This is a genomic window from Streptomyces sp. NPDC085931, assembly GCF_044540565.1.
Taxonomy (GTDB): Bacteria; Actinomycetota; Actinomycetes; order Streptomycetales; family Streptomycetaceae; genus Streptomyces.
On record NZ_JBITSK010000007.1, the window covers coordinates 140,628 to 162,758 of the forward strand.

General features: G+C 74.0%; 19 protein-coding genes. 8 read left to right on the forward strand and 11 right to left on the reverse strand.

From position 1 onward, the window contains the following. The first annotated feature begins 107 nt into the window (after nucleotides 1-107). Nucleotides 108-1,361: an IS21-like element helper ATPase IstB gene (gene istB, locus ACIGAN_RS16470; protein ID WP_399858118.1), complete on the forward strand. Its 1,254-nt coding sequence runs from the start codon at nucleotides 108-110 to the stop codon at nucleotides 1,359-1,361. Here istB and ACIGAN_RS16475 read toward each other — a convergent pair. The 3 genes from ACIGAN_RS16475 to ACIGAN_RS16485 form a co-directional block, all read right to left on the reverse strand. After that, nucleotides 1,339-1,527, reverse strand: coding sequence for a hypothetical protein (locus tag ACIGAN_RS16475; protein ID WP_365738168.1), 189 nt, complete (start codon nucleotides 1,525-1,527; stop codon nucleotides 1,339-1,341). The genes istB and ACIGAN_RS16475 overlap by 23 nt on opposite strands. A 739-nt stretch (nucleotides 1,528-2,266) precedes the next feature. Continuing rightward, nucleotides 2,267-2,398, reverse strand: a complete 132-nt coding sequence (locus ACIGAN_RS16480; RefSeq protein WP_365089786.1) for a hypothetical protein — start codon at nucleotides 2,396-2,398, stop codon at nucleotides 2,267-2,269. Between the two features lie 166 nt (nucleotides 2,399-2,564). Beyond that, the gene (locus tag ACIGAN_RS16485) at nucleotides 2,565-5,102 is read right to left on the reverse strand and encodes a helicase-associated domain-containing protein (RefSeq protein WP_399858120.1); all 2,538 of its coding nucleotides are present in this window, start codon (nucleotides 5,100-5,102) and stop codon (nucleotides 2,565-2,567) included. 152 nt (nucleotides 5,103-5,254) lie between these two features. On the opposite strand from ACIGAN_RS16485, the gene ACIGAN_RS16490 reads away from it, so the two are divergent. Both ACIGAN_RS16490 and ACIGAN_RS16495 read left to right on the forward strand, forming a co-directional pair. Then, nucleotides 5,255-6,256: a hypothetical protein gene (locus tag ACIGAN_RS16490; RefSeq protein ID WP_399858123.1), complete on the forward strand. Its 1,002-nt coding sequence runs from the start codon at nucleotides 5,255-5,257 to the stop codon at nucleotides 6,254-6,256. 42 nt (nucleotides 6,257-6,298) lie between these two features. Further along, on the forward strand, nucleotides 6,299-6,922 hold the full coding sequence (locus ACIGAN_RS16495; protein ID WP_399858126.1) for an HAD family hydrolase: 624 nt from the start codon (nucleotides 6,299-6,301) through the stop codon (nucleotides 6,920-6,922). On the opposite strand, the gene ACIGAN_RS16500 is transcribed toward ACIGAN_RS16495, so the two are convergent. Next, on the reverse strand, nucleotides 6,901-7,149 hold the full coding sequence (locus ACIGAN_RS16500; RefSeq protein ID WP_309096081.1) for a hypothetical protein: 249 nt from the start codon (nucleotides 7,147-7,149) through the stop codon (nucleotides 6,901-6,903). The genes ACIGAN_RS16495 and ACIGAN_RS16500 overlap by 22 nt on opposite strands. Before the next feature lie 162 nt (nucleotides 7,150-7,311). Here ACIGAN_RS16500 and ACIGAN_RS16505 point away from each other — a divergent pair, with 162 nt between their 5' ends. Further along, on the forward strand, nucleotides 7,312-7,695 hold the full coding sequence (locus tag ACIGAN_RS16505; RefSeq protein ID WP_010035896.1) for a cold-shock protein: 384 nt from the start codon (nucleotides 7,312-7,314) through the stop codon (nucleotides 7,693-7,695). A 19-nt stretch (nucleotides 7,696-7,714) separates the two neighbouring features. On the opposite strand, the gene ACIGAN_RS16510 is transcribed toward ACIGAN_RS16505, so the two are convergent. The 4 genes from ACIGAN_RS16510 to ACIGAN_RS16525 all read right to left on the reverse strand — a co-directional run bounded on the left by ACIGAN_RS16510 (nucleotide 7,715) and on the right by ACIGAN_RS16525 (nucleotide 11,217). Next, nucleotides 7,715-8,563 carry a 1,4-dihydroxy-6-naphthoate synthase gene (locus tag ACIGAN_RS16510; protein WP_399858130.1) on the reverse strand — a complete coding sequence of 283 codons (849 nt, stop codon included), beginning with the start codon at nucleotides 8,561-8,563 and terminating at the stop codon, nucleotides 7,715-7,717. Next, nucleotides 8,553-9,278 carry a futalosine hydrolase gene (locus ACIGAN_RS16515; RefSeq protein ID WP_399858133.1) on the reverse strand — a complete coding sequence of 242 codons (726 nt, stop codon included), beginning with the start codon at nucleotides 9,276-9,278 and terminating at the stop codon, nucleotides 8,553-8,555. Before ACIGAN_RS16515 ends, ACIGAN_RS16510 begins: the two co-directional genes overlap by 11 nt. Further along, on the reverse strand, nucleotides 9,248-9,721 hold the full coding sequence (locus ACIGAN_RS16520) for a DUF2771 domain-containing protein (protein ID WP_365091248.1): 474 nt from the start codon (nucleotides 9,719-9,721) through the stop codon (nucleotides 9,248-9,250). The genes ACIGAN_RS16515 and ACIGAN_RS16520 overlap by 31 nt, the downstream gene beginning before the upstream one ends. A 62-nt stretch (nucleotides 9,722-9,783) precedes the next feature. Next, nucleotides 9,784-11,217: an MFS transporter gene (locus ACIGAN_RS16525; RefSeq protein ID WP_399858136.1), complete on the reverse strand. Its 1,434-nt coding sequence runs from the start codon at nucleotides 11,215-11,217 to the stop codon at nucleotides 9,784-9,786. Nucleotides 11,218-11,468: 251 nt separating this feature from the next. Here ACIGAN_RS16525 and ACIGAN_RS16530 point away from each other — a divergent pair, with 251 nt between their 5' ends. The 3 genes from ACIGAN_RS16530 to ACIGAN_RS16540 all read left to right on the forward strand — a co-directional run bounded on the left by ACIGAN_RS16530 (nucleotide 11,469) and on the right by ACIGAN_RS16540 (nucleotide 16,756). Next, nucleotides 11,469-12,395: a DUF3027 domain-containing protein gene (locus ACIGAN_RS16530; protein WP_399858139.1), complete on the forward strand. Its 927-nt coding sequence runs from the start codon at nucleotides 11,469-11,471 to the stop codon at nucleotides 12,393-12,395. A 163-nt stretch (nucleotides 12,396-12,558) separates the two neighbouring features. Further along, nucleotides 12,559-15,675: a sacsin N-terminal ATP-binding-like domain-containing protein gene (locus tag ACIGAN_RS16535; protein WP_399858142.1), complete on the forward strand. Its 3,117-nt coding sequence runs from the start codon at nucleotides 12,559-12,561 to the stop codon at nucleotides 15,673-15,675. Nucleotides 15,676-15,847: 172 nt separating this feature from the next. Then, nucleotides 15,848-16,756 carry a hypothetical protein gene (locus ACIGAN_RS16540; RefSeq protein WP_365091237.1) on the forward strand — a complete coding sequence of 303 codons (909 nt, stop codon included), beginning with the start codon at nucleotides 15,848-15,850 and terminating at the stop codon, nucleotides 16,754-16,756. Between the two features lie 10 nt (nucleotides 16,757-16,766). Here the strand turns inward: ACIGAN_RS16540 and ACIGAN_RS16545 are convergent, their stop codons facing one another. The 3 genes from ACIGAN_RS16545 to ACIGAN_RS16555 all read right to left on the reverse strand — a co-directional run bounded on the left by ACIGAN_RS16545 (nucleotide 16,767) and on the right by ACIGAN_RS16555 (nucleotide 20,544). Next, nucleotides 16,767-19,160, reverse strand: a complete 2,394-nt coding sequence (locus ACIGAN_RS16545) for a cation-translocating P-type ATPase (protein ID WP_399858144.1) — start codon at nucleotides 19,158-19,160, stop codon at nucleotides 16,767-16,769. A 131-nt stretch (nucleotides 19,161-19,291) separates the two neighbouring features. Then, nucleotides 19,292-20,137, reverse strand: a complete 846-nt coding sequence (locus ACIGAN_RS16550) for a class I SAM-dependent methyltransferase (protein ID WP_399858147.1) — start codon at nucleotides 20,135-20,137, stop codon at nucleotides 19,292-19,294. A 140-nt stretch (nucleotides 20,138-20,277) separates the two neighbouring features. After that, nucleotides 20,278-20,544: a DUF2530 domain-containing protein gene (locus ACIGAN_RS16555; RefSeq protein WP_365091228.1), complete on the reverse strand. Its 267-nt coding sequence runs from the start codon at nucleotides 20,542-20,544 to the stop codon at nucleotides 20,278-20,280. Nucleotides 20,545-20,660: 116 nt separating this feature from the next. Between ACIGAN_RS16555 and ACIGAN_RS16560 the strand changes: the two genes are divergently transcribed. Next, nucleotides 20,661-22,112: an NCS2 family permease gene (locus ACIGAN_RS16560; protein ID WP_365091226.1), complete on the forward strand. Its 1,452-nt coding sequence runs from the start codon at nucleotides 20,661-20,663 to the stop codon at nucleotides 22,110-22,112. The last annotated feature ends 19 nt before the right edge of the window (nucleotides 22,113-22,131 follow it).

The following is a 22,131-nucleotide window of genomic DNA, read 5'->3' on the forward strand; positions in this document are numbered from 1 at the left end:
TGTGACGTGCGCGTCCCGGAGACAACGCCGGTCGTACTGAATGCCTATTCATCCCAACGTGTGGTGTGAATTCAGTTTTTCCGGGGCGGCCCCGAAGAATGGCGCGCGTGCAGAACCCCCCGACCACCACGCTCGGCTACGCCCTGTTCGCCACCCGCTGGCTCCAGGCCCCGCTGTACTTCGGGCTGGTGGCCGCCCAGGGCGTCTACGTCTACAAGTTCTTCAAGGAGCTGTGGACCTTAATCCTCATGTGCGTGGGCGGCCACGCCACCGAGACGTACGTCATGCTCGCCGTGCTGAAGCTGGTCGACGTCGTCATGATCGCCAACCTGCTGATCATGGTCATCGTCGGCGGCTACGAGACGTTCGTCTCCCGCATCGGCCTCCAGGGCCACCGCGACCAGCCCGAATGGCTCTCGCACGTCAACTCCAACGTGCTGAAGGTCAAGCTCGCCACGGCGATCGTGGGCATCTCCTCGGTGCATCTGCTGCAGATGTTCGTGGACGTCCACCACACCTCGCAGCACGCCCTGCTGTGGGGGACGGTGATCCACATGGCGTTCATCGTCTCGGCGGCGATCCTCGCCTACATGTCCGGGCCGATGGCCGCGCACGCCGATCGCGGGCATGCCGATCGCGGGCATGCCGATCGCGGGCACGCTGATCGCGGGCATGCCGCCCGGCCGCCCGTGGAACGCACCCGGAGCGAGCCCGCAGCCGGGGCCCGGCCCGAGAGCGCGGCGGCCACACCGTCCGTGCCCCGGCAGCCCGACCCGGACGGCGAGGCGGAGGCCCGGATCCGCGCCGCCGGCTTCCCGGCCCGCAAGCTGCTGGAGGACTTCGACCACCAGCACCCGCGGGGCTTCGACCGGGACACCGTGGCCCGGCTGGGCAAGGCGGAGTTCGTCACGGCCCGGCGCAACGTGGTCTTCGTCGGGCCGCCCGGCACCGGCAAGACCCACCTGGCCGTCGCCCTGGGCGTGCGGGCCTGCCAGGCCGGGCACCGGGTGCTGTACGCGACCGCCGCCGAGTGGGCCGCCCGGCTGGCCGACGCCCGGGCCGCGGGCCGGCTCGACGCGGAGCTGGCCGCGCTCGACGATCACCCCCTCCTGATCGTCGACGAGGTCGGCTACACGCCCTTCGACGCGGACACCGCCGGGCTGCTGTTCCGGCTGGTCGCGCACCGCTACGAACGCGCCTCCCTGATCGTCACCAGCGACCGCCCCCTCGGCCGCTGGAACGAGGTCCTCGGCGCGTCCGCCCCGGCGATGACGGACCGGCTCGCCCACCACGCCGAGATCGTGCGGCTGGACGGCGAGAGCTATCGGACGCGGCACGCTAGCGCAGCGTGGGCAGACTGACGTTCTGGATCAGTGGGCCCTCGATGGTGACCCCCTCGGTGACCAGCGACTCGGTACCGGCGGCCGGCAGCGGCAGGGGCAGCGCCCCGGCCGCCGCGGCGGGCGGCGCGAGCGCGCCCACGAGGGCGACGGCGGTCAGGGCGACGGCGGGCAGCTTTTCACGCATGCGGACGACAGGCCTTTCGGAAGACGACGGACAGGGCCTTTCCCGGAACAGCGGACGGGTCCCCCGGGCCCCGAGGACACGAGACAGATCCCCCGCCCGGGGGCGGGAGCCAGCTGCCCCCGGCGCGAGGACGGCGGACGGATCCCCCCGGCGACCATGAGGTCGGGGGACAGCTGCCCCTGCCTGGGGGACGGCGGACGGACCCCCCGCGACCCCCGAAGTCGGGAGACAGCCGCCCCCGCCTGTGGGACGGCGGACGGATCCCCCCCCCGCAAGCCCCCGAAGTCGGGGGACAGCTGCCCCTGGCCCCGGGGACGGCGGACGAATCCCCCCCCGGCACCCCCGAGGTCGGGAGACAGCCGTCCCCGGCCCGAGGACGGCGGACGGATCCCTCCCCCCGCGACCCCCGAGGTCGGGAGACAGCCGCCCCCGCCTGGGGGACGGCGGACGGATCCCCCCCCCCGCAAGCCCCCGAAGTCGGGGGACAGCTGCCCCTGGCCCCGGGGACGGCGGACGAATCCCTCCCCCGGCACCCCCGAGGTCGGGAGACAGCCGTCCCCGGCCCGAGGACGGCGGACGGATCCCTCCCCCCGCGACCCCCGAGGTCGGGAGACGGCCGCCCCCCGCCCGGGGGGGCGGCGGACGGACCCCCCGGCCTCCCCGGGACGGCGGACAGTCCCCGCCCCTGCCCCCCGGGGGGAACGGCGGACGCGGCCGGGCCGAGGGGCTCGGGAGGCGGTCAGATCTGTGGTGTCTCCAGGACGAGGCCGGCCACATCGATGCTCACCGCGGCGGCCGGAGTGGCCATCCCGCCGAGCGTCATCAGGGCGGCGGTGGCCAGGACGGCGGCGACTCGACGAACAGCGCGCATGCTGGGAGTTCCTTTCGACAGCGCTCACAGGGACACCCCGTGGCTGCCCCCGGGCACCCGGCGTGATGCGGCGGGCCCGGCAACGTCGCCCGAGCGTGGGACATCCCCGGCGTGGCGTGCATGAACGCCGTCGTGCACCCGAACGGGTGAGAGGCCGGGCGGGCCGTCAGCCCTCGTCGTCCGCCAGCTCCGCGACCCCGGTGATCCGGTGCAGCGGGTACGTGCGGACCTCGTCCGCGGTGTGGTCGTACGCCGTGACGAAACCGCCCTCCACGCGGATCGGGGCGATGACCCGCTGGCTTGCGGCGCCCTCGGCGTTGACGTAGCCGATCCACAGGGCCTCGCCGGTGAGCACGGCGGCCTGCACCGTGGCGAGGGTCTCCGCGGAGCCGGTGCGCGGCAGCGCCCCGTCGGCGGCCGGGGCCGTGCCGGGCTTGCGCGGCGTGGTGGAGGCGAGGTCGCCCGCGCGGATGGCGCGCAGCGCCGCCGCGAGCAGGGTGTCGTCGGGCACGGGCGGGCCGTCCGGGACCGGCTCGGGCGCCGAGCGCGGCGGAGTGCGCCGGGCCAGCGCGCGGGTGATCAGCACATCGCCCTCGGCGGACTCGGCGGCCGGCGCGAACCCCATCGCCCGCAGCCCTTCCAGCAGCCCCGCCGGGTCGGCCTGCGCGGCCAGCACGGTCGGGGCGAGCCGGCGCAGCCCCAGGCCGGCCGCCCGCTTGTCGGCGAGGATCTCGCCCAGCATCGCGTCGTCGTCGCAGCGCACGTACGCCGAGGCCGCCCCCACGCGCAACTGCCCGTGCCTGCGCGCCACGTCGTCGATGAGGTACGACAGCGGCTGCGGCACCGGGGTACGGGAGTGCGCGGCGAGGAAGGCGTGCAGGTCGGACGCGGTCTGCCCGGCGTCGAGGGCGCGCCGCACCGACCCGGGCGTGAACCGGTAGACCGTGGCCCCGCCCTTGGACTCGACGTCCGCCAGCACCCCCAGCAGGTCCGCGAGCGGCCGTTCCAGGGGCCCGGGCGCCACCGCCGTCAGATCGGCCTGGAGCAGCACGTGGTCCAGCGGCTCGGGCAGCAGCGGCGCGAGCACCCGGGCCGCCGCGGCGGAGGCGACGGCCTGCTCGGCGGGGGAGAGCGGCGCGAGCGGGGCCGGGCGGTGGTGGTGCACGGGCAGCTTGTCCCCCGGCCCGGAGGGCTCCGCCTCCGGGCCCTTCGGCGCGGCCGTGGGTGCGCCCAGCAGGGCCCGGCCGTGGGCCGACAGCGCGCCCCGGCCGGTGACGCCGAGCAGCTCCGCCTCGGACAGCGTCCAGCGGGCGAGCCGGCCGCGCAGGTCGTCCTCGGGCCGGGCGCCGCGCAGCGGGCGCTCCCAGCGCAGCCGTGCCAGCACCGACTCGGGGTCCGGCGCGGCCCCCTCCGGCAGCGCGGCCAGCAGCGCCAGCACCCGGTGCCGCACCTCGGGCGCCGCCGACCGGTCCAGGTTCGGGCCGAGCGCCGACAGCGTCCGGTCCTTCGCGTCCCGCCCGCCGACCAGGCCCGCCGTCCGGGTCGCCGCGAGCCACGCCGTGACCAGGCGGGACCAGCGCTCGGCGGGGGGCTGCTCGCGCCACTCGTCGTAGGCCGGGGTCGCCGCGTACCGTTCGTCGGCCTCCCCGTCCGAGGCGATCAGGCCCGCCGCGTACGCCAGCTCCACCCAGAACGCGGCGACCGGCTCCGGCACGTCCAGGGCGACGGCGGTCCGCTTCAGGTCCCGCACGCTCAGGCCCCCGGCCCGCAGCACCGCCGGACCGCCCTCGTCCCAGTCCTTCAGCAGCTCCTCGACGGTCGTGAGCGCGGTGTACGCCTGTCCGGCCGCCGTGCTGTCCACCACCTGGGGAGGATGTGCGGCGGCCGTCCGCACCGCGGGCGGCACCGGCTCGGGCGTCCGGTGCGCCAGCCCCCCGCGCAGATGCAGGGCCACCTCGCGCGGCAGGACGACCGTCCCGGGCGCGGTCGGCAGCAGCAGCCCGCGGTCCAGCAGCCAGCGCAGCCGGGGCGCCGGATCGGCCGTGACCTGCCCGTAGGGCGGCCCCCACACCAGCCGCTCCAGCACCTCCAGGGAGTCGGCCGGGGCCCGCGCGAGCAGCGCCGCCATCCGCTCGCGGTCGTCGAACAGTTCCGTCAGGGCGGTCACCGCGGAGACGGAGTCGTGCGTGGAGGGCAGCCCGGCCGTCGTGACGATCTCCTGGATCCGCCCCGGGGACATCCCGGCGGCGGCCTCCTGCACAGTGGGGCCGAGCCCCGTCGGCGAGGGGTGCTGCGGCGAGGGCGCCAGCAGCTCACGGGCGGTGCGCACCAGCCGCAGCCGGTCGTCGTCGCCCCACACCAGGGCCTGCTCGCGCAGCACGTCCACGGCGTGCGGCAGGGCGGCCGCGACGGCCGGGTCGGCCGCGTCGCCCGCCATGAGGGCGAGCAGTTCGTCGTAGGTCGCCGGGTCCGCCGCCACGGCCAGCGCCTCCGCCGTCTGCAGCGTGAACCGGTCGAGCCGCTCCAGGGCCCGCACGACCGAGGCGCGCGTGCCGGCGCGGGTGGCGAGCTGCGTGAGGTCGGTGGGCACCGGCGTGATGAGATCCGGCCGGCTGCGCAGGAGCGCGCCCAGCGCGGCGTCGCCCCGCGCGCGGAGCGCTTCCGCGAGGGAGCGGGGGGCCACGGGCCTGTCCTCGGTGCTCATCCGGTCCACGGTAGCGGGTCGCCTCCGGCGGCCGGGCCGACCGTGCGCCGCCTCGCACCCGGACGCCCCACGGCCTTTTGGTGGCCCCAGCGCTCCTCGGGGTACCGTCGTGCGACGGCGTCACGCAACGCACCCGCCCCGGAGGGGACTTCGTGGGGATTGAGAGCGACCAGGTCGTTTACGAGTATCTGAGCCGCGTCGGCGACGTGGCCCAGCAACGGCAGTTGTCGTCGGCCACGCGCATGCGCCTGGTGGCGGACCTGCGCAACGAGATCGACCGGCGCCGTGCCAGGACCACCGTCGACTCGCCGGCCGCCGTCCGCCGCATCCTGACCCGCCTGGGCAGCCCCGACGAGGTCGTGGCGGCCGCGGCGGACGGGCGGGCGCCGCAGAGCGCCACCGCTCCCGCCGCCGTGCCCGTGCAGCCCGACCGCGCACCGCAGGGCCGGGAGCGGGCCAAGGGGGTGCGGCGCGTCGTGCCGCGGCCCCGCCCGGCGCGCCCCGCCGAGCAGGCGCAGCCCGCGCCCTCCGACGGCCCGGCCCCGCCCCACCTGGCCGCCGGGCACGAACTCGGGGACAGCGCGGTCCAGCCGGACTGGTGGCGGGTGGACAGCAGCCCGTTCGGCGTGGGGGACGAGGTGCCGGGCTTCGTGGGCGGGGTGGAGCTGCCCGACCTGCTGAAGCCGCCGCCGCAGCGGAAGGCGCAGCCGGACGGGCCGGACCCGGCCCCCGCCGTCGCGGCGGCCGAGCCCGTGGAGGCGGTGGAGGCGGCCGGGAAGAAGGGCCGCCGCCGGCTGCCGGGCCTGCCCGCCGCCGGCAGCTGGAGCAACCCGCTGCTCCTGGGCGCCGCCGCCCTGCTCGTCGCGGGCGCCGTCCTCGGCAACTGGTTCGTGCTGCTCCTCGGCTGGCTCATCGCCTACGCCTCCCGCCGCCTGACCCCGGCGGAGACCAAGTGGGCGGTGGTGATCCTGCCGAGCACGGCCGTGGCCGCGGGCCTGGTGTGGCTCTGGGGCCGGATGAACGGCCGCTGGGGCGAGCCGATCGCCGAGGGCGCCATGAACGAGGCGGTGGCGCAGACCTGGCCCTGGGTGGTGCGGGGCGCGGCCGTGACGTCGGCGCTGTTCCTGATCTGGCGCTCCCAGCGCCGCCGCTAGCGGCCCCGGGCGCGCGTCCGCCGTTCACACCGGCTGGGCACAATGGCCCATATGGCATTCACCGTCGGCTTCGACCTCGACATGACCCTCATCGACTCCCGCCCCGGCATCCGCGCCTGCTACCAGGCGCTGTCCGAGCGGACGGGGACCTACATCGACGCCGACCTGGCCGTCACCCGGCTCGGGCCGCCGCTGGCCGAGGAGCTGGTCCACTGGTTCCCGGCCGAGGAGGTGGCGGCCGTGGCCGACCTGTACCGGGCGATGTACCCCACCATCGCCATCGCGGCGACCCCGGCGCTGGCGGGCGCCCGGGAGGCCATCGGGGCGGTGCGGCAGTCCGGCGGCCGGGCGATCGTCGTCACCGCCAAGTACGAGCCCAACGCCAAGCTGCACCTGGCCCACCTGGGCCTGGAGCCGGACGCGGTCATCGGCGACCTGTGGGCCGAGCAGAAGGCCGAGGCCCTGCGCGAGCACGACGCGGCCGTCTACGTCGGCGACCACGTCGGCGACGTCCGCGGGGCCCGCACGGCCGGAGCCCTCTCCGTGGCCGTGGCGACCGGCCCCTGCTCACCGGAGGAACTGCGCGCTGCGGGCGCCGACGTCGTCCTCACCGACCTGAGCGAATTCCCCGGGTGGCTTTCGGACTACCGCCCCGCACGCGCCTGACGCCGTCCGGCCGCGACGGAACGCAGTACTCCCGCACCGGCCATCAGGAAACCGACCGCCATGAGCATGCTCAATCCGAACATGTACGTCGGAAAGGGCTCCGTTCCGAGGAACAGCGGGGCGACCGTGACCAGTGTGGCCACGGCGCCGATGAAGAAGACGACGGCTCCGGCACGGACCAGACGGTCACCGGGCGCGGCGGAATTCGTTTGGGTTTTGTCACGCACCCGACCAGGGTAGTTCCCAGCGCGAAGGAACAACCGGGTGACGTCTTGTCACCGGCTGCAAGAGCATTAGCCTTGGTACCGGCGGGTCGCAGGACCCGCCCGAGTGCTATCAAGAGCCGTTTCAGAAGCAGTTTTCCGACGAGTACGAGGACGAGGACAGACGTGCCTACCGGCAAGGTCAAGTGGTTCAACAGCGAGAAGGGCTTCGGCTTTCTCTCCCGCGACGACGGCGGTGACGTCTTCGTCCATTCCTCGGTCCTCCCCGCCGGAGTCGAGACGCTCAAGCCGGGTCAGCGCGTGGAGTTCGGGGTCGTGGCCGGACAGCGCGGCGACCAGGCGCTGTCCCTGACGATCCTGGACCCGACCCCGTCCGTGGCGGCGGCGACCCGCAAGAAGCCCGACGAGCTGGCCTCGATCGTGCAGGACCTGACGACGCTCCTGGAGAACATCACACCGATGCTGGAGCGCGGCCGCTACCCCGAGAAGACCGCGGGCAAGAAGATCGCCGGCCTGCTGCGCGCGGTCGCCGACCAGCTGGACGTCTGATCCCCTCGGGGCCGCGGGCTCAGGGGAACCGCAGCGCGTCCGGGCCGAGGGGCGGCAGGAGCCCCTCGGCCGCCGCGCGCGTCAGCAGTCCGCGCACCGCGGCGTAGCCGTCCTCGCCGAGGTCGGCGGTGAACTCGTTGACGTACAGCCCGATGTGCTGGTCGGCGACGGCCGGGTCCATCTCCTGGGCGTGCTCCATGACGTACGGCCGGGACGCCTCGGGGTCGTCCCAGGCGGCCCGCACGGACGCCCGGACGGCATCGGCCAGCAGCCGCAGCTTCTCCTCGCCCAGCGACCGCTTGGCGATGATCGCGCCGAGCGGGATGGGCAGCCCGGTGGTGTGCTCCCAGTGCTCGCCCATGTCGGCGAGCTTGTGCAGCCCGTAGTTCCGGTACGTGAAGCGCGCCTCGTGGATCACGAGCCCCGCGTCGACCTTCCCGTCCCGCACGGCCGGCATGATCTCGTGGAACGGCATGACGACGATCTCGCCGACCCCGCCCGCCAGCGTGTCCGCCGCCCACAGCCGGAACAGCAGGTAGGCGGTCGACTTCTCGCTGGGCACCGCCACGGTCCGCCCCGTCAGGTCGACGCCCGCCTCCCGCGTCAGCACCAGCGGCCCGCAGCCCCGCCCCAGCGCGCCGCCGCAGGGCAGCAGGGCGTAGTCGCCGAGGACGTAGGGCAGCACCGCGTACGACACCTTCAGCACGTCGAACTCGCCGCGCTCGGCCATGCCGTTGGTGAGGTCGATGTCGGCGAAGGTCACGTCGAGGGCGGGGGCGCCGGGGACGCGGCCGTGGGCCAGGGCGTCGAAGACGAACGTGTCGTTCGGACAGGGCGAGTACGCGATCTGCAGCTGCTCAGCGGTCATGCCGGTTCCAACCCTCCAGTACGGGCGCGAGCTTCCCGAATCCCTCGGTCAGGGCCGCCAGCGCGTCGGAAATGCGCCAGGCGCCCCGGTCCCTGGGCCCCACCGGATTGGAGATCGCCCGGATCTCCAGCACGGGCACGCCCTGCGCGACGGCGGCCTCGGCGACCCCGAACCCCTCCATGGCCTCGGCGAGGGCGGTCGGATGCCGCTCTCGGAGGGCGGCGGCGCGGGCGGCCGTCCCGGTCACGGTGGACACGGTGAGCACGGCACCGGTCCGGGCGCCGGTGGCCTCGGCGGCCCGCCGCACCAGCTCCGGCGGCGGCCGGTGGCGGACGGTCCCGAACCCCAGCTCGGTGACCGGAAGGAACCCGTCCGCGGTCTCCGCGCCCAGGTCGGCCGCGACGACCTCGTCGGCCACGACCAGCGACCCCACGGGCGCCCCGGGCTGGAACCCGCCCGCGATCCCGGCGGACACGACGAGGCCGTAGGGCGTGTCCCGCAGGGCGGCGGCGGTGAGGGCGGAGGCGGTGCGGGCGGCGGCGAGCGCGGGCCCGACACCGACGGCCACCACGTCCAGCCGGGCCTCGGTACCGCCGTGGGCCGGCGCGAGGCCCGCCGCCACCGCGTCCCGCTCCACGGGAACCGCGGTGGCGATCAGCACCCGGCGAGGCCCGGCGGCAGCGATCAGGCGTCCTTCTTCAGCTTGAAGTTCCACAGACCCGACGGCTGCTTGTCGCCCTCCTTGATGGAGACCAGCGTCGAGTTGCCCTGGGCGCCGTACTGGGCGTTGAAGAACACGCTGCCCGGAATGGTGCGGTACGTCTTCTTGCTGGCGTCGGTCAGCGGCTGACCGTTCATCAGGATCGTCCAGCCCTTGTCGGCGATCTCCGGGTCGACACCGAACCGGACCGTCTCGTCCGGGTCCACGGAGATGCTCTTGATGCCCTTGTCCTTCAGGCACTGCGTGAGGTCGGACTGCTTCAGCGCGTCGCCCTCACCACCACAGGTGGCCTCGGTGTTCACCGAGTCGCTGCCCACGGTGACCGTGGCCATCGGCGTCGGCTTGTCACAGGCCGACAGGACGAGCAGTCCGGCGGATACGACACCGGCGACGGCGACGGCGCGGCGGCGTCGCACAGCGGATTGCAACGTGTTCATGGCGGAAGGCTATCGGGCGGGCCGGGCGGAGCTCCCACGCGGGGTGTGACGTGACCGCGTGGTTACGCCACACGCGCCCGCCCCGAGCCCCCGCGCCGCGCCGAGCCGACCAGCCCGCGGACGGTCGTCAGCCACCCGGTGCCGACGATCGCCGCCCCCACCGCGAGCCCGAGCGTGCCGTTGAGCGGCATCGCGATGCCGACCGCCCCGCCCAGCACCCAGGACATCTGCAGCAGCGTCTCGGACCGGGCGAAGGCCGAGGTCCGCACCAGTTCGGGCACGTCCCGCTGGATCAGCGCGTCCAGGGACAGCTTGGCCAGGGCCTGCGCGAAGCCGGCGATCGCGGCCAGGCAGGCGACCAGGACCGCGCTGAAGAACACCGCGGCCGTGAGCGCCGCGCCCAGCACGCACGCCACGACCGTCACGATGATGATCTCCGGCGCCCGGGAGCGCAGCCACGCCCCGACGGCCGTGCCGAGGGCGTTGCCCGCACCCGCGGAGACACCCACTATCCCCAGCGACACGGCGGCGCTCTGGCCGGAGATCGGGTGCTCGCGCAGCAGGAAGGCGAGGAAGAAGATCAGGAACCCGGTCAGGCAGCGGATGGCGGCGTTGGCGCCCAGGGCGTGGGTGACGGCCGGGCCGACCGTGCGCAGTCCGGGGCGCTTGACCGGTTTGCGGTGCGGCCCGTGCAGATGCCGCTCGTCCGCCGCCAGCAGGGCCCGGTCCTCGCCCTTGGCGGAGTCGACCTTCGGCGGCAGCGTGAACGACAGGACCGTCCCCGCCACGAAGATCAGGAAGGCGCCGTAGAGCGGCCAGCGCGGCCCGATCTGCTGCAGGCCCGCGCCGATGGGCGCGGCGACGCCGGTGGCCAGCAGACCGCCCAGGGTGACGCGCGAGTTGGCCTTCACCAGGGAGAAGCGCGGTGGCAGCAGCCGGGGCACGACGGCGCTTCTGACCACGCCGTACGCCTTCGACGCGACGAGCACGCCGAGCGCGGCCGGGTACAGCTGCAGGCTGCCGCTGACCACCGCGCCGGACAGCACCAGCGCGAGCAGCGCCCGGGCCAGCATCGCCCCGGCCATCGCGGCCCGGCGGCCGTGCGGGATGCGGTCCAGCAGCGGGCCGATCACCGGCGCGAGGAGCGTGAAGGGCGCCATGGTGATGGCGAGGTACAGCGCGACGCGCCCGCGGGCCTCGTCGGTCGGGACGGAGAAGAAGACGGTCGAGGCGAGCGCGACGGTGATCATCACGTCGCCGGCGCCGTTCACCCCGTGCAGTTCGATCAGTTTGCCCAGGCCGGACTCGCCGGCGCCGTGCGCGTGGGTGGCCTTGCGGATGCCGCGCGCCGTGCCGGTCACCGGGAAGTGCAGGGCACGGCCGACCGCGCGGAGGGGGCCGCCCACACGGCCCGGTCCGTTCGGTCGGCTGCTTCCCTTGACCCCTTTCGACCCACCGGTCCCGGTGGCGTCCTGGGGCGTCTTCGCGGCTGCCACGACGTCATAGTGCCCCGAGAACGCTGTGGGTAGTGCCATTACCGCTTGTATAGGGCCTGTGGGGTGACTGTCCGGGTTGTCGCTCGGGGAACCGGTCGGTGTACGCGAAGCGGGGCGGAAGGGTAGCGTGCGTATCTCAGCCATCCCGCAGAATGGATGAAGGACGTCGACGCGGTCCCCTGGTCCGCTCCGTCCCGCCTTGGCGCCGGGAGTGGCGCACACGAGACGGCGTATGGAGAGAAGCGATACCTGTGAGCGCAGCGACAACGCGAAGCCGCACCCCCGACCGTCTGTGCGCCGAGGCCGTCGACCTCGCGCGTGCCGCAGCCGAGGAGGCCGCCGCGCCCGGGATCGTCGGTGAGCACGTGGGCGTGGTCTCCGAGGGCGACCGCGTCGTGACGCACTTCTTCGCCTGCCGCGAGCTCGGCTACCGCGGCTGGCGCTGGGCCGTGACGGTGGCCCGGGCCTCCCGCGCGAAGGTCGTCACGGTGGACGAGGCGGTGCTGCTGCCCGGCCCGGACGCGGTGCTCGCGCCCGAGTGGGTGCCGTGGAGCGAGCGGCTGCGCCCGGGCGACATGGGGCCGGGCGACCTGCTGCCGACGGACGCCGAGGATCTGCGGCTGGAGCCCGGCTACTCGGGCGAGGACGAGCCGGCGCCGAACTCCGCGGTGTCCCGCGAGATGGCCGACCTGGTCGAGGCCGAGGACGCGGACGTCACCGAGGGCCCGCCGTCCCGTCAGCCGGCCGCACCCTCCCGCGGCTCCATCGCGGCGGTCGCCGAGGAACTGGGCATGCGCCGGGCCCGCGTCCTGTCCCGCTACGGCCTGCACACCGCGGCCGACCGCTGGGAGGAGGCGTTCGGCCCCAAGACCCCCATGGCCCAGTCCGCCCCGGCGGCCTGTGTCAGCTGCGGCTTCCTCGTCCCCGTCGGCGGCTCCCTCGGGCAGGCGTTCGGTGTCTGCGCCAACGAGTTCTCCCCGGCCGACGGCCGCGTGGTCTCCCTCGCCTACGGCTGCGGCGGCCACTCCGAGGCCGCCGTCATGCCGCGCCCGCCGCAGCCGGCCCCGCCGGTCATCGACGAGACCCGGGTGGACCCGTTCCCGCTGCGCCCCGCCCCGGACTCGGGCTCCGTACCGGACACGGAGGACGAGTCGACGGCGGAACTGGGTCACTCGTAGCGGCCGGTGCCGCCGGCCGGCGGTGGGACGCGGGTGGACCCGTGCCCGCCGCGCCCGGTCCGGACCCGGGGGCTCCGCGGGCGCTTCGGCACCTGGTCCGGGGCCCCGCCGGGGCGCGGTACCTTCGACCTCACGGCCCCCGTCGCCGATGAGGAGAGTCAACGTGAGCAAGTTCGTGCGCCCGGCCGCCGAAGGTGCCGACCCGTTCGGTACGGCACGTCTGCGGCGCGGAGTCCTGGACGCCTGGGCCACCAGCCCGGCCCGGTTCCGCGAGGACGCCAACGCCGAGGAGGACCTGGCCCTCGGCGGCTACCGGGACCGGCTCGTCGTCGAGCTCGCGCAGAACGCCGCCGACGCGGCGGCCCGGGCCGCAGTGCCGGGGCGGCTGCGGCTCACCCTGCGCGACGGGGTCCTCGTCGCCGCCAACACCGGCGCCCCGCTGGACGCGGCCGGCGTCGAGTCGCTGGCCACGCTGCGCGCGTCCGCCAAGCGGGACACGCCCTCGATCGGCCGGTTCGGCGTGGGCTTCGCGGCCGTGCTCTCCGTGACCGACGAACCCGCCGTCGTCGGCCGGCACGGCGGGGTCCGCTGGTCCCTGGCCGAGGCCCGCGAACTCGCCTCGGACACCGCCCGGCACAGCCCCGGCCTCGGCGACGAGGTCCGCCGCCGGGACGGGCACGTGCCGCTGCTGCGGCTGCCGTTCGCCGCCGAGGGCACCGCCCCCGACCCGTACGACACCGCCGTCATCCTGCCGCTGCGCGACGCGGCCGCCGCCGACCTCGCCGAGCGGCTGCTGCGGGCCGTCGACGACGCCCTGCTGCTCGCACTGCCCGGGCTGGAGGAGGTCGTCGTCGAGATCGGCGGCGAGGACCCGCGCACCCTCACCCGCCGCACCGACGGCCCCTTCACCGTCGTCGACGACTCCGCCGACGGCGTCACCCACTGGCGCACCGCCGCGGCCCACGGCACCCTCACCCCCGACCTGCTGGCCGACCGGCCCGTCGAGGAGCGGCTGCGGCCCCACTGGTCCGTCACCTGGGCCGTCCCCGTCGGCAGCGACGGCAGCCCGGCCCGGCCCCGCACCAGCCCGGTCGTGCACGCCCCGACCCCCAGCGACGAGCCGCTCGGCGTGCCGGCCCTGCTCATCGCCTCGTTCCCGCTGGACACCACCCGCCGGCACGCCGCCCCCGGCCCGCTGACCGACTTCCTCGTGCAGCGCGCGGCCGACGCGTACACCCAACTGCTGGGCGAGTGGCGCCCGGTGACCGCGGGGATCGTCGACCTCGTGCCCGGGCCGCTCGGCAAGGGGGACCTGGACGGCGCCCTGCGCCGGGCCGTCCTTCAGCGGCTGCCCCGCACGTCCTTCCTGCCGCCCGCCGTACCGCCCCGGGACGGCGACGACCTGCCGGAGTCCCTGCGGCCGCGGGACGCCGAACTCGTCGAGGGCGCGGGCGCGGACACCGTGCGGGTCCTCGCCGAGGTGCTGCCCACCCTGCTGCCCGCCGGGCTGGAACGCCGCCCGGAACTGCGGACCCTGGCGGTCGCCCGGGTTCCGCTGGCCGACGCGATCGACCGGCTGGCCGGCCTGGAGAAGGACCCGGGTTGGTGGCGGCGGCTCTACGACAGCCTGGCCGGGGTCGACCCCGACCGGCTGTCCGGTCTGCCGGTGCCGCTGGCCGACGGGCGGACGACCATCGGGCCCCGGCAGGTGCTGCTGCCCGGCACGCAGACCGCCCGGATCGACCCGGAGGTGCTGGCCCGGCTCGGCCTGAAGGTCGCCCACCCGGACGCCGCCCACCCGATCCTGGAGAAGCTGGGCGCGCTGCCCGCGACCCCCCGGGCCGTCCTCACCACCCCGCAGGTGCGGGCCGCCGTCGCCGCGTCGCTCGACGACGAGGGCGCGGTGAACTGGGAGGAGGACACCCTCGACGCCGAGGAACTGGCCGACACCGTGCTCGCGCTGGTGCGGGACGCGGGCCTGGAGCCCGGTGACGAGCCGTGGCTCGGCGCGCTCGCCCTGCCCGACGAGGACGGCGAACCGGCCCCGGCCTGCGAACTGGTCTTCCCCGGCGGCCCCTTCGCGCAGGTCATGCGCGAGGGCGAACTGGCCGCCGTGGACGCCGAGCTGGCCGCCAAGTGGGGCGAGCAGCCGCTGGCCGCCTGCGGGGTGCTGGTGGACTTCGCGCTGGTCCGCGCCACCGACGTCGTCCTCGACCCGGACGAACTGGAGCCCCGCGAGGGCGACTTCGCCGAGCCCGACGACGCGGGCCTGCTGGACGCCGTCGACGTGTGGTGCGAGGACGTCCTCGACCGCTTCCCGGACAGCCCCGTGCCGCCGGTCGCCACCGAGATCGTCGCCGTGCGGGACCTGGACCTCGTGGCCGAGGACAAGTGGGCGCAGGCGCTGGCGCTGCTGTCCCGGCCGCCGCTCAGGGACGCGATCGTGCAGCCCGTGCGGATCCTGTTGCACGACGGCACGCACGAGGCCGTCCGCCCGTACACGGCCTGGTGGCTGCGCGGGAACCCGGTGCTGGACGGCCGCCGCCCGGCGGGCCTGCGCGCCGCCGGCGGCGACCCGCTGCTGCGCGGCCTGTACGACGAGGCCGACGCCACCGGCTTCGAGGACGAGCAGGTGCTGCGCGCGCTCGGTGTGCGCACCTCGGTCGCCGCGCTGCTGGACGAGCCCGGCGGCGCCGCCGAGCTGCTGGACCGGCTCGCCGACCCGGACCGGGAGGTGACGGAGGCTCAGCTGCACGCCCTGTACGGCGCGCTGGCCGAGCTGGACCCGGAGCAGGTGACCCTGCCGGACGAGCTGCGGGCCGTCGTCGACGGACGGGTGGCGGTCGTGGACGCGGCCGACGCCGTGGTGTGCGACTCGCCCGACCTGCTGCCGTTCACCGAGGGCGTCCCGCTGCTCCCGGTGCGGCCGTCCCGCGCGGCCGAGCTGGCCGAACTGTTCCAGGTGCGGCGGCTGAGCGAGTCCGTCACCGGGCGGGTCACCTCCGAGGGCGCCGAGCACGAGGTGCCCGAGCCGGTGCGGGTGCTGCTCGGCCCGCGCACCCCGGCCTCCTACGTGGAGCACGACGAACTCGTCGTGGACGGCGTGGAGATCGACTGGCGGCTCACCGACGACGGTGTGCTGCACGCCGCCACCCTGGAGGGCGTCGCCGCGGGGCTGGCCTGGGCGGCGGGACAGTGGCCGCGGCGGTTCGAGGTGGCGGCGCTGCTGGAGGACCTGTCCCGTACCCGGGAGCTGGCGCGTGACCGGTGGTTCGACTGAGCCGGAGGCGGCGCTCACCCGGCCGGTGAAAAACTTCGCACATATTTTTCACCGGCCGTACAACCAAGCGGCCCGCTCGCGAATCTGATCATGCGAGTCAACAGACTCCACGATCACTTGGGCCCCGAGAGCCGACGACGAGCACCGGGGCCCCTCTCCACCTGGGGAACGCATGCGTATCCGAGCCACCGTGGCCGCCGTCACCGGCGCCCTGGCCCTTTCCGCCCTCGCCGTGCCGGCCGCCCAGGCCGCCGAGCCGAAGGTCCCCGCGGACATCGCCGCGGCCAGCGAGGTCGTCCACGCCGACGCCGGCCGGTCGGCGTTCGCCGCCGCCGAAGGCGGCCTGCCCTACGCCCTGAACGCGACCTTCTCCTCGGTCAAGGTCAACAACGGCAAGAACATCGCCGTCGGCACCACCAACGTGGTCAAGGTCCCCGTGTCCTTCACGCTGACCCACGGCAAGGAAGTGAACATCCACGCCGCGGACTTCTTCGCGGGCGTCGAGCTGTACCGCGGCCCCTCGTTCGAGGAGTCGATCTTCTACTTCGACAGCAACGACGCGACCTGCACGGACTCCTCCGCGACCGTCGCCAGCTGCAAGGCCACCGTCGAGATCGACCCGTTCGCGCTGCTGAACGAGGACGCCGGCTCCTGGAAGGCGGCCGGTTTCGCGGTCGCGTTCAACGGTGAGGACCCGGACGACCCCAATCTGGACAACGTGGGTGTCGCGGTGACGGACCCGACCAACAGCTTCAAGCTCCAGCGCTACTCCAAGCTGACGGTCAACGCCTCGCCCGAGCCGGTGAAGAAGGGCAAGACCATCACGGTCACCGGCAAGCTGTCCCGCGCCAACTGGGACGACAACAAGTACCACGGCTACACCAACCAGTCGGTGAAGCTGCAGTTCCGCAAGAAGGGCAGCGACACCTACACCACGCTGAAGACCATCAAGTCGAACAGCACCGGTGAGCTGAAGACCACGACCACGGCGTCGACCGACGGCTACTACCGCTGGTCCTTCGCGGGCACGACCACGACCCCCGCGGTCAACGCCACGGGTGACTTCGTCGACGTGCAGTAAGCACCACCCGCTACGCCGGGAAGCGGCGGTCCACCCATTTCCACGTGAACTCCAGGGTGGCCGCCGCCACCACCGAGATGCCGACCGCGATCCACGGCATCGTCATCCCGACGAGCTTCAGCGCGAAGAAGTCCTGCAGCCACGGCACCGCCAGCACCACCACGAACGCCCCGCCCATCGCGGCGACCAGCGCGATCCGCCACCAGGTGTACGGCCGGGCGATGATCGCCAGTACCCACATGGAGATGAGGAACAGCGTCAGCGTCGCGGCGCTCGTCTCGGCGTCCAGCGCGCCCGCGCCCTGGTAGTGCTGCCGGGCGATCAGATACGTCGCGAAGGTCGCCACCGCCGCCACGACCCCGCCGGGGATCGCGTACCGCATCACCCGCCGCACGAAATGGGGCCTGGCGCGCTCCTTGTTCGGCGCGAGCGCGAGGAAGAACGCCGGGACGCCGATGGTCAGCGTCGACAGCAGGGTCAGATGGCGCGGCAGGAACGGGTACTCCACCTGCGAGCAGACCACCAGGACGGCCAGCAGCACCGAGTACACCGTCTTGACCAGGAACAGGGTCGCGACCCGCGTGATGTTCCCGATGACCCGGCGGCCCTCCGCCACCACCGACGGCAGCGTGGCGAAGCTGTTGTTCAGCAGCACGATCTGCGCGACCGCCCGTGTCGCCTCCGAGCCGGAGCCCATCGCGACACCGATGTCGGCGTCCTTCAGCGCGAGGACGTCGTTCACCCCGTCCCCGGTCATCGCGACGGTGTGGCCGCGCGACTGCAGCGCCCCGACCATGTTCCGCTTCTGCTGCGGGGTGACCCGCCCGAACACCGTGCCCTCGTCCAGGGCGTCCGCCATGCCGTCCTGGTCGGCGGGGAGGCGGCGGGCGTCCACGGTGGTCCCGGACAGCCCGAGCTTGGCGGCGACCGCCCCGACCGACACCGCGTTGTCCCCGGAGATGACCTTCGCCCTGACGTCCTGGTCGGCGAAGTAGCGCAGTGTGTCGGCGGCGTCCGGGCGCAGCCGCTGCTCCAGCACGACCAGCGCGACGGGCTCGGCGCCCTGGGCGACCTCGGGATCGGCCAGGTCCCGCGCGACCCGGGCGAGCAGCAGCACGCGCAGCCCCTGCTCGTTCAGCCGGCCGGTCTCGGCCAGGGCGGGATCGTCCTCGGCCAGCAGCACGTCCGGGGCGCCCAGCAGCCAGGTGCGGCTCGGCCCGTCGCCCTCGCTGAGCGCGGCGCCGCTGTACCTGCGGGCCGAGGAGAACGGCAGGACCTCGGTGCACCGCCAGTCCTCCCCGGCCGGGTAGGTGTCCCTGATCGCCCTCAGCGACGCGTTCGGCCGCGGGTCCGACTCGCCCAGCGCGCCCAGCACCTTCCGTACGTACGTCTCGTCGGCGCCCTGCAGCGGGCGCAGCTCGGTGACGTCCATGCCGCCCTCGGTGAGGGTGCCGGTCTTGTCCAGGCAGACGGTGTCGACGCGGGCCAGGCCCTCGATCGCGGGCAGCTCCTGGACCAGGCACTGCTTGCGGCCCAGCCGGATCACGCCGATGGCGAAGGCGACCGAGGTGAGCAGCACCAGGCCCTCGGGGACCATCGGGACGATGCCGCCGACCGTGCGGGCGACGGAGTCGTCGAAGGTGTTCTCCTTCACGAACAGCTGGCTGATGATCAGGCCGATCGCGGTCGGGACCATCATCCACGTGACGTACTTGAGGATCGTCGAGATGCCCGAGCGCAGCTCCGACTGGACGAGTGTGAACCGGGAGGCCTCCTCCGCGAGCTGCGCCGCGTAGGCCTCCCGGCCGACCTTCGTGGCCTGGAAGGCGCCGCCGCCCGCGACCACGAAGCTGCCGGACATCACCGGGTCGCCGGGGCGCTTGACGACCGGGTCGGCCTCGCCGGTGAGCAGCGACTCGTCGATCTCGAGACCGTCGGCCTCGACACAGACACCGTCGACGACGACCTTGTCGCCCGGGCCGATCTCGATCAGGTCGTCCAGGACGATCTCGGACGTGCTGACCTGCCCGGCGGCCCCGTCCCGGCGCACGGTCGGCCGCACCTCGCCGATCAGCGCGAGCGAGTCCAGCGTCTTCTTCGCCCGCCACTCCTGGACGATGCCGATGCCGGTGTTGGCGAGGATCACGAAACCGAACAGGCTGTCCTGGATCGGCGCGACGACCAGCATGATCAGCCACAGCACGCCGATGATCGCGTTGAAGCGGGTGAAGACGTTGGCCCGGACGATGTCGACGGTGGACCGGCTGCTGCGCACCGGTACGTCGTTGACCTGGCCGCGCTCCACCCGTTCGGCCACCTGGGCGCTGGTCAGGCCGGTCTCGCGTGAGGTGACCGTCGCCGGCCGCGCGGAGTCGGTCCGGGCACCCGCGTCGAGATGCGTCATGCCTTCGACGGTACGTGCGGATGCGTCGCTTCACCCGCTGGATGCGGCGAAGATCCGACCTGGGGACGACGCACTTCGTGCCGTGGTCGTACGGCAGTTGTACGCCGTCGTACCCCGGTGCCCGCGGTGCGTCAGCCGGCCCGGCGGGCCGTGCACAGCAGGTACTCCCAGTCCAGGACCGTCCCGCCCGGGCTCGTGCCGAGGTCGGCGTCGCGGGCGAGCTGCGCCAGTTCGCGGTCCAGGGCGGCGACCTGGTCGGGGTCGCCGGCGATGTTCCGGTAGACGCTGATGGTCGGGCCGTAGCGCTCCTTGAAGTAGTCGCGGAACAGCTCCGGCGTCCCGAAGCGCTCGATCCGGACGGTCCGCCGCTCGGCGCGCAGGTCCGTGACCCGGTCGCCGAGGAGGGCGCGCACATGGTCCTCGTCGCCCCACAGCGGGGGCGGCTGGGCGCCCGGCGGGGGCGGGGGAGCGTACGGCTTCATGGTGGCGAACATGCGTCCGATGAACCCCTGGGGCGTCCAGCTCAGCAGCCCGATGGTGCCGCCCGGCCGGCAGACCCGGACGAGTTCGCCGGCGGCCCGCTCGTGGTGCGGGGCGAACATGACGCCCACGCAGGACAGCACGGTGTCGAACTCCGCGTCGCCGAAGGGCAGGGCCTCGGCGTCGGCCTCCCGCCAGGTGAGCCGCGTCCCCTGCCGCTCGGCCGCGCGCCGCCCGGCCCCGAACAGCTCGGGTGTCAGGTCGGAGGCAACGACGTCGGCGCCGGCCAGGGCCGCCGGGATCGCGGCGTTGCCGGAACCGGCGCCGACGTCCAGCACCTTCTGGCCGGGTCGCACGCCGCACGCCTCGACCAGGACCGGTCCCAGCTCGGGGATGAGCTCGGCGGCCAGGGACGGGTAGTCGCCCTGGGCCCACATGGCGCGGTGCTTGGACTTCAGCGCCCGGTCGGCCTCGGCCGTGCTCTGCTGCGTCGTCATGGCTGCGCTCCTCACCGGTCGGGCGGCGGGCCCGCGCGCCAGGTCGCGAGCGGTTCCCCGCCTCTATCGAGCGTAGGGAGGCGGCACGGGCGTGTCCTGCCGGGCGGTGGGGCGCGACGCGTTCGCGCGGGTGCGCCGGCCTAGGCGGCGTCGGTGGCGTCCCGGGCCGCGGCCCGCTTCAGGGCCGCGTCGCGCCGGCGGACGTAGTAGACGCCGATCAGGCCGAGGCCGCCTCCGGCCAGGCAGGTCCAGATCCACCAGGTGCTGCCGCGGTCGTCGAACCAGCCGTAGAACGGGAGCTGGACGAGGAAGAGGACGAACCACAGGATCGTGCCGCCGGTGATGGTGGCGACCACGGGGCCCTCCAGGGGCTCCGGTGCCTCGTGTCGGGGGGTCCACTTCGCCATGGGGACAGCTTACGAGGCGATCAGGTCTACGCGCGGAGATGGCGGGTGAGGGGTCATATGTTCATACTGAAACGGTTTGCGTTTGACCACTTCTCTTCGTAGGAAACACCAAAGACATGTCCTCCTCGGCTCCCGCCAAGGTCCCCGCCCCTGAACAGCCGGGAGCCGGGCCCACGAACGGCGCACTCGACCGCTTCTTCCGCATCTCCGAGCGCGGCAGCACCCTGTCCCGCGAGGTCCGCGGCGGTCTCGCCACCTTCTTCGCGATGGCCTACATCATCGTGCTGAACCCGATCATCCTCGGCAGTGCCAAGGACATGTACGGTCACCAGCTCGACAACGGGCAGCTGGTCACCGCGACGGCCCTCACGGCGGCGCTCACCACGCTCCTCATGGGCGTGATCGGCAACGTCCCGATCGCCCTGGCCGCCGGACTCGGCGTGAACTCGGTCGTCGCCCTCCAGCTCGCCCCGCGCATGTCCTGGCCGGACGCGATGGGCATGGTGGTGCTGGCCGGTTTCGTGGTGATGCTGCTGGTCGCCACGGGGCTGCGCGAGCGCGTGATGAACGCCGTGCCCTACGGGCTGCGCAAGGCCATCTCCATCGGTATCGGCCTGTTCATCATGCTGATCGGGCTGGTCGACGCCGGTTTCGTCTCCCGGATCCCGGACGCCGCCCAGACCACCGTCCCGCTGCAGCTCGGCGGCGACGGGCATCTGAACGGCTGGCCCGTGCTGGTCTTCGTGCTCGGGGTGCTGCTGACCCTGGCGCTGATCGTGCGCAAGGTCTCGGGCGCGATCCTGATCTCGATCGTCGCCATGACGGTCGTCGCGGTGGTCATCAACGCGGTGGCGAAGGTGCCGAGCTGGGGCCTGACCACGCCCAAGTGGCCCGGCAACCCGGTCGCCACCCCCGACTTCGGGTTGATCGGCGAGGTCAGCCTGTTCGGCGGCTTCGCCGAGGTCGGCGTGCTGACCGGGGTGCTGTTCGTCTTCACCGTGCTGCTGTCGTGCTTCTTCGACGCGATGGGCACGATCATGGGCGTCTCCGACGAGGCGAAGCTGACCGACGGCGAGGGCCAGATGCCCGGCATCAACAAGGTGCTGTTCGTGGACGGCCTCGCGGTCGCCGCCGGTGGTGCCAGCTCCTCCTCGGCGACCACGGCGTTCGTGGAGTCCACGGCGGGTGTCGGCGAGGGGGCCCGGACGGGGCTGGCGAACGTGGTCACCGGCGGTCTCTTCGCCGTCGCGCTCTTCCTGACCCCGGTCGCCACGATGGTCCCGTCCCAGGCGGCCACCCCGGCGCTGGTGGCGGTCGGCTTCCTGATTCTGGCCGGTTCGGTGAAGGAGATCGACTGGGCGGACCACACGATCGCCGTCCCGGCCTTCGTGACCATGCTGATGATGCCGTTCACCTACTCGATCACGAACGGCATCGGCATGGGCTTCATCACCTTCGTGGTGCTGCGGCTGGCCGCCGGACGGGGCCGGGAGGTGCCGTCGGCGATGTACGCGGTGGCGGCGGTGTTCGCCTTCTACTACCTGATGCCGGCGCTGGGTCTGACCTGATCCTCGTCCCCGGAGCCGG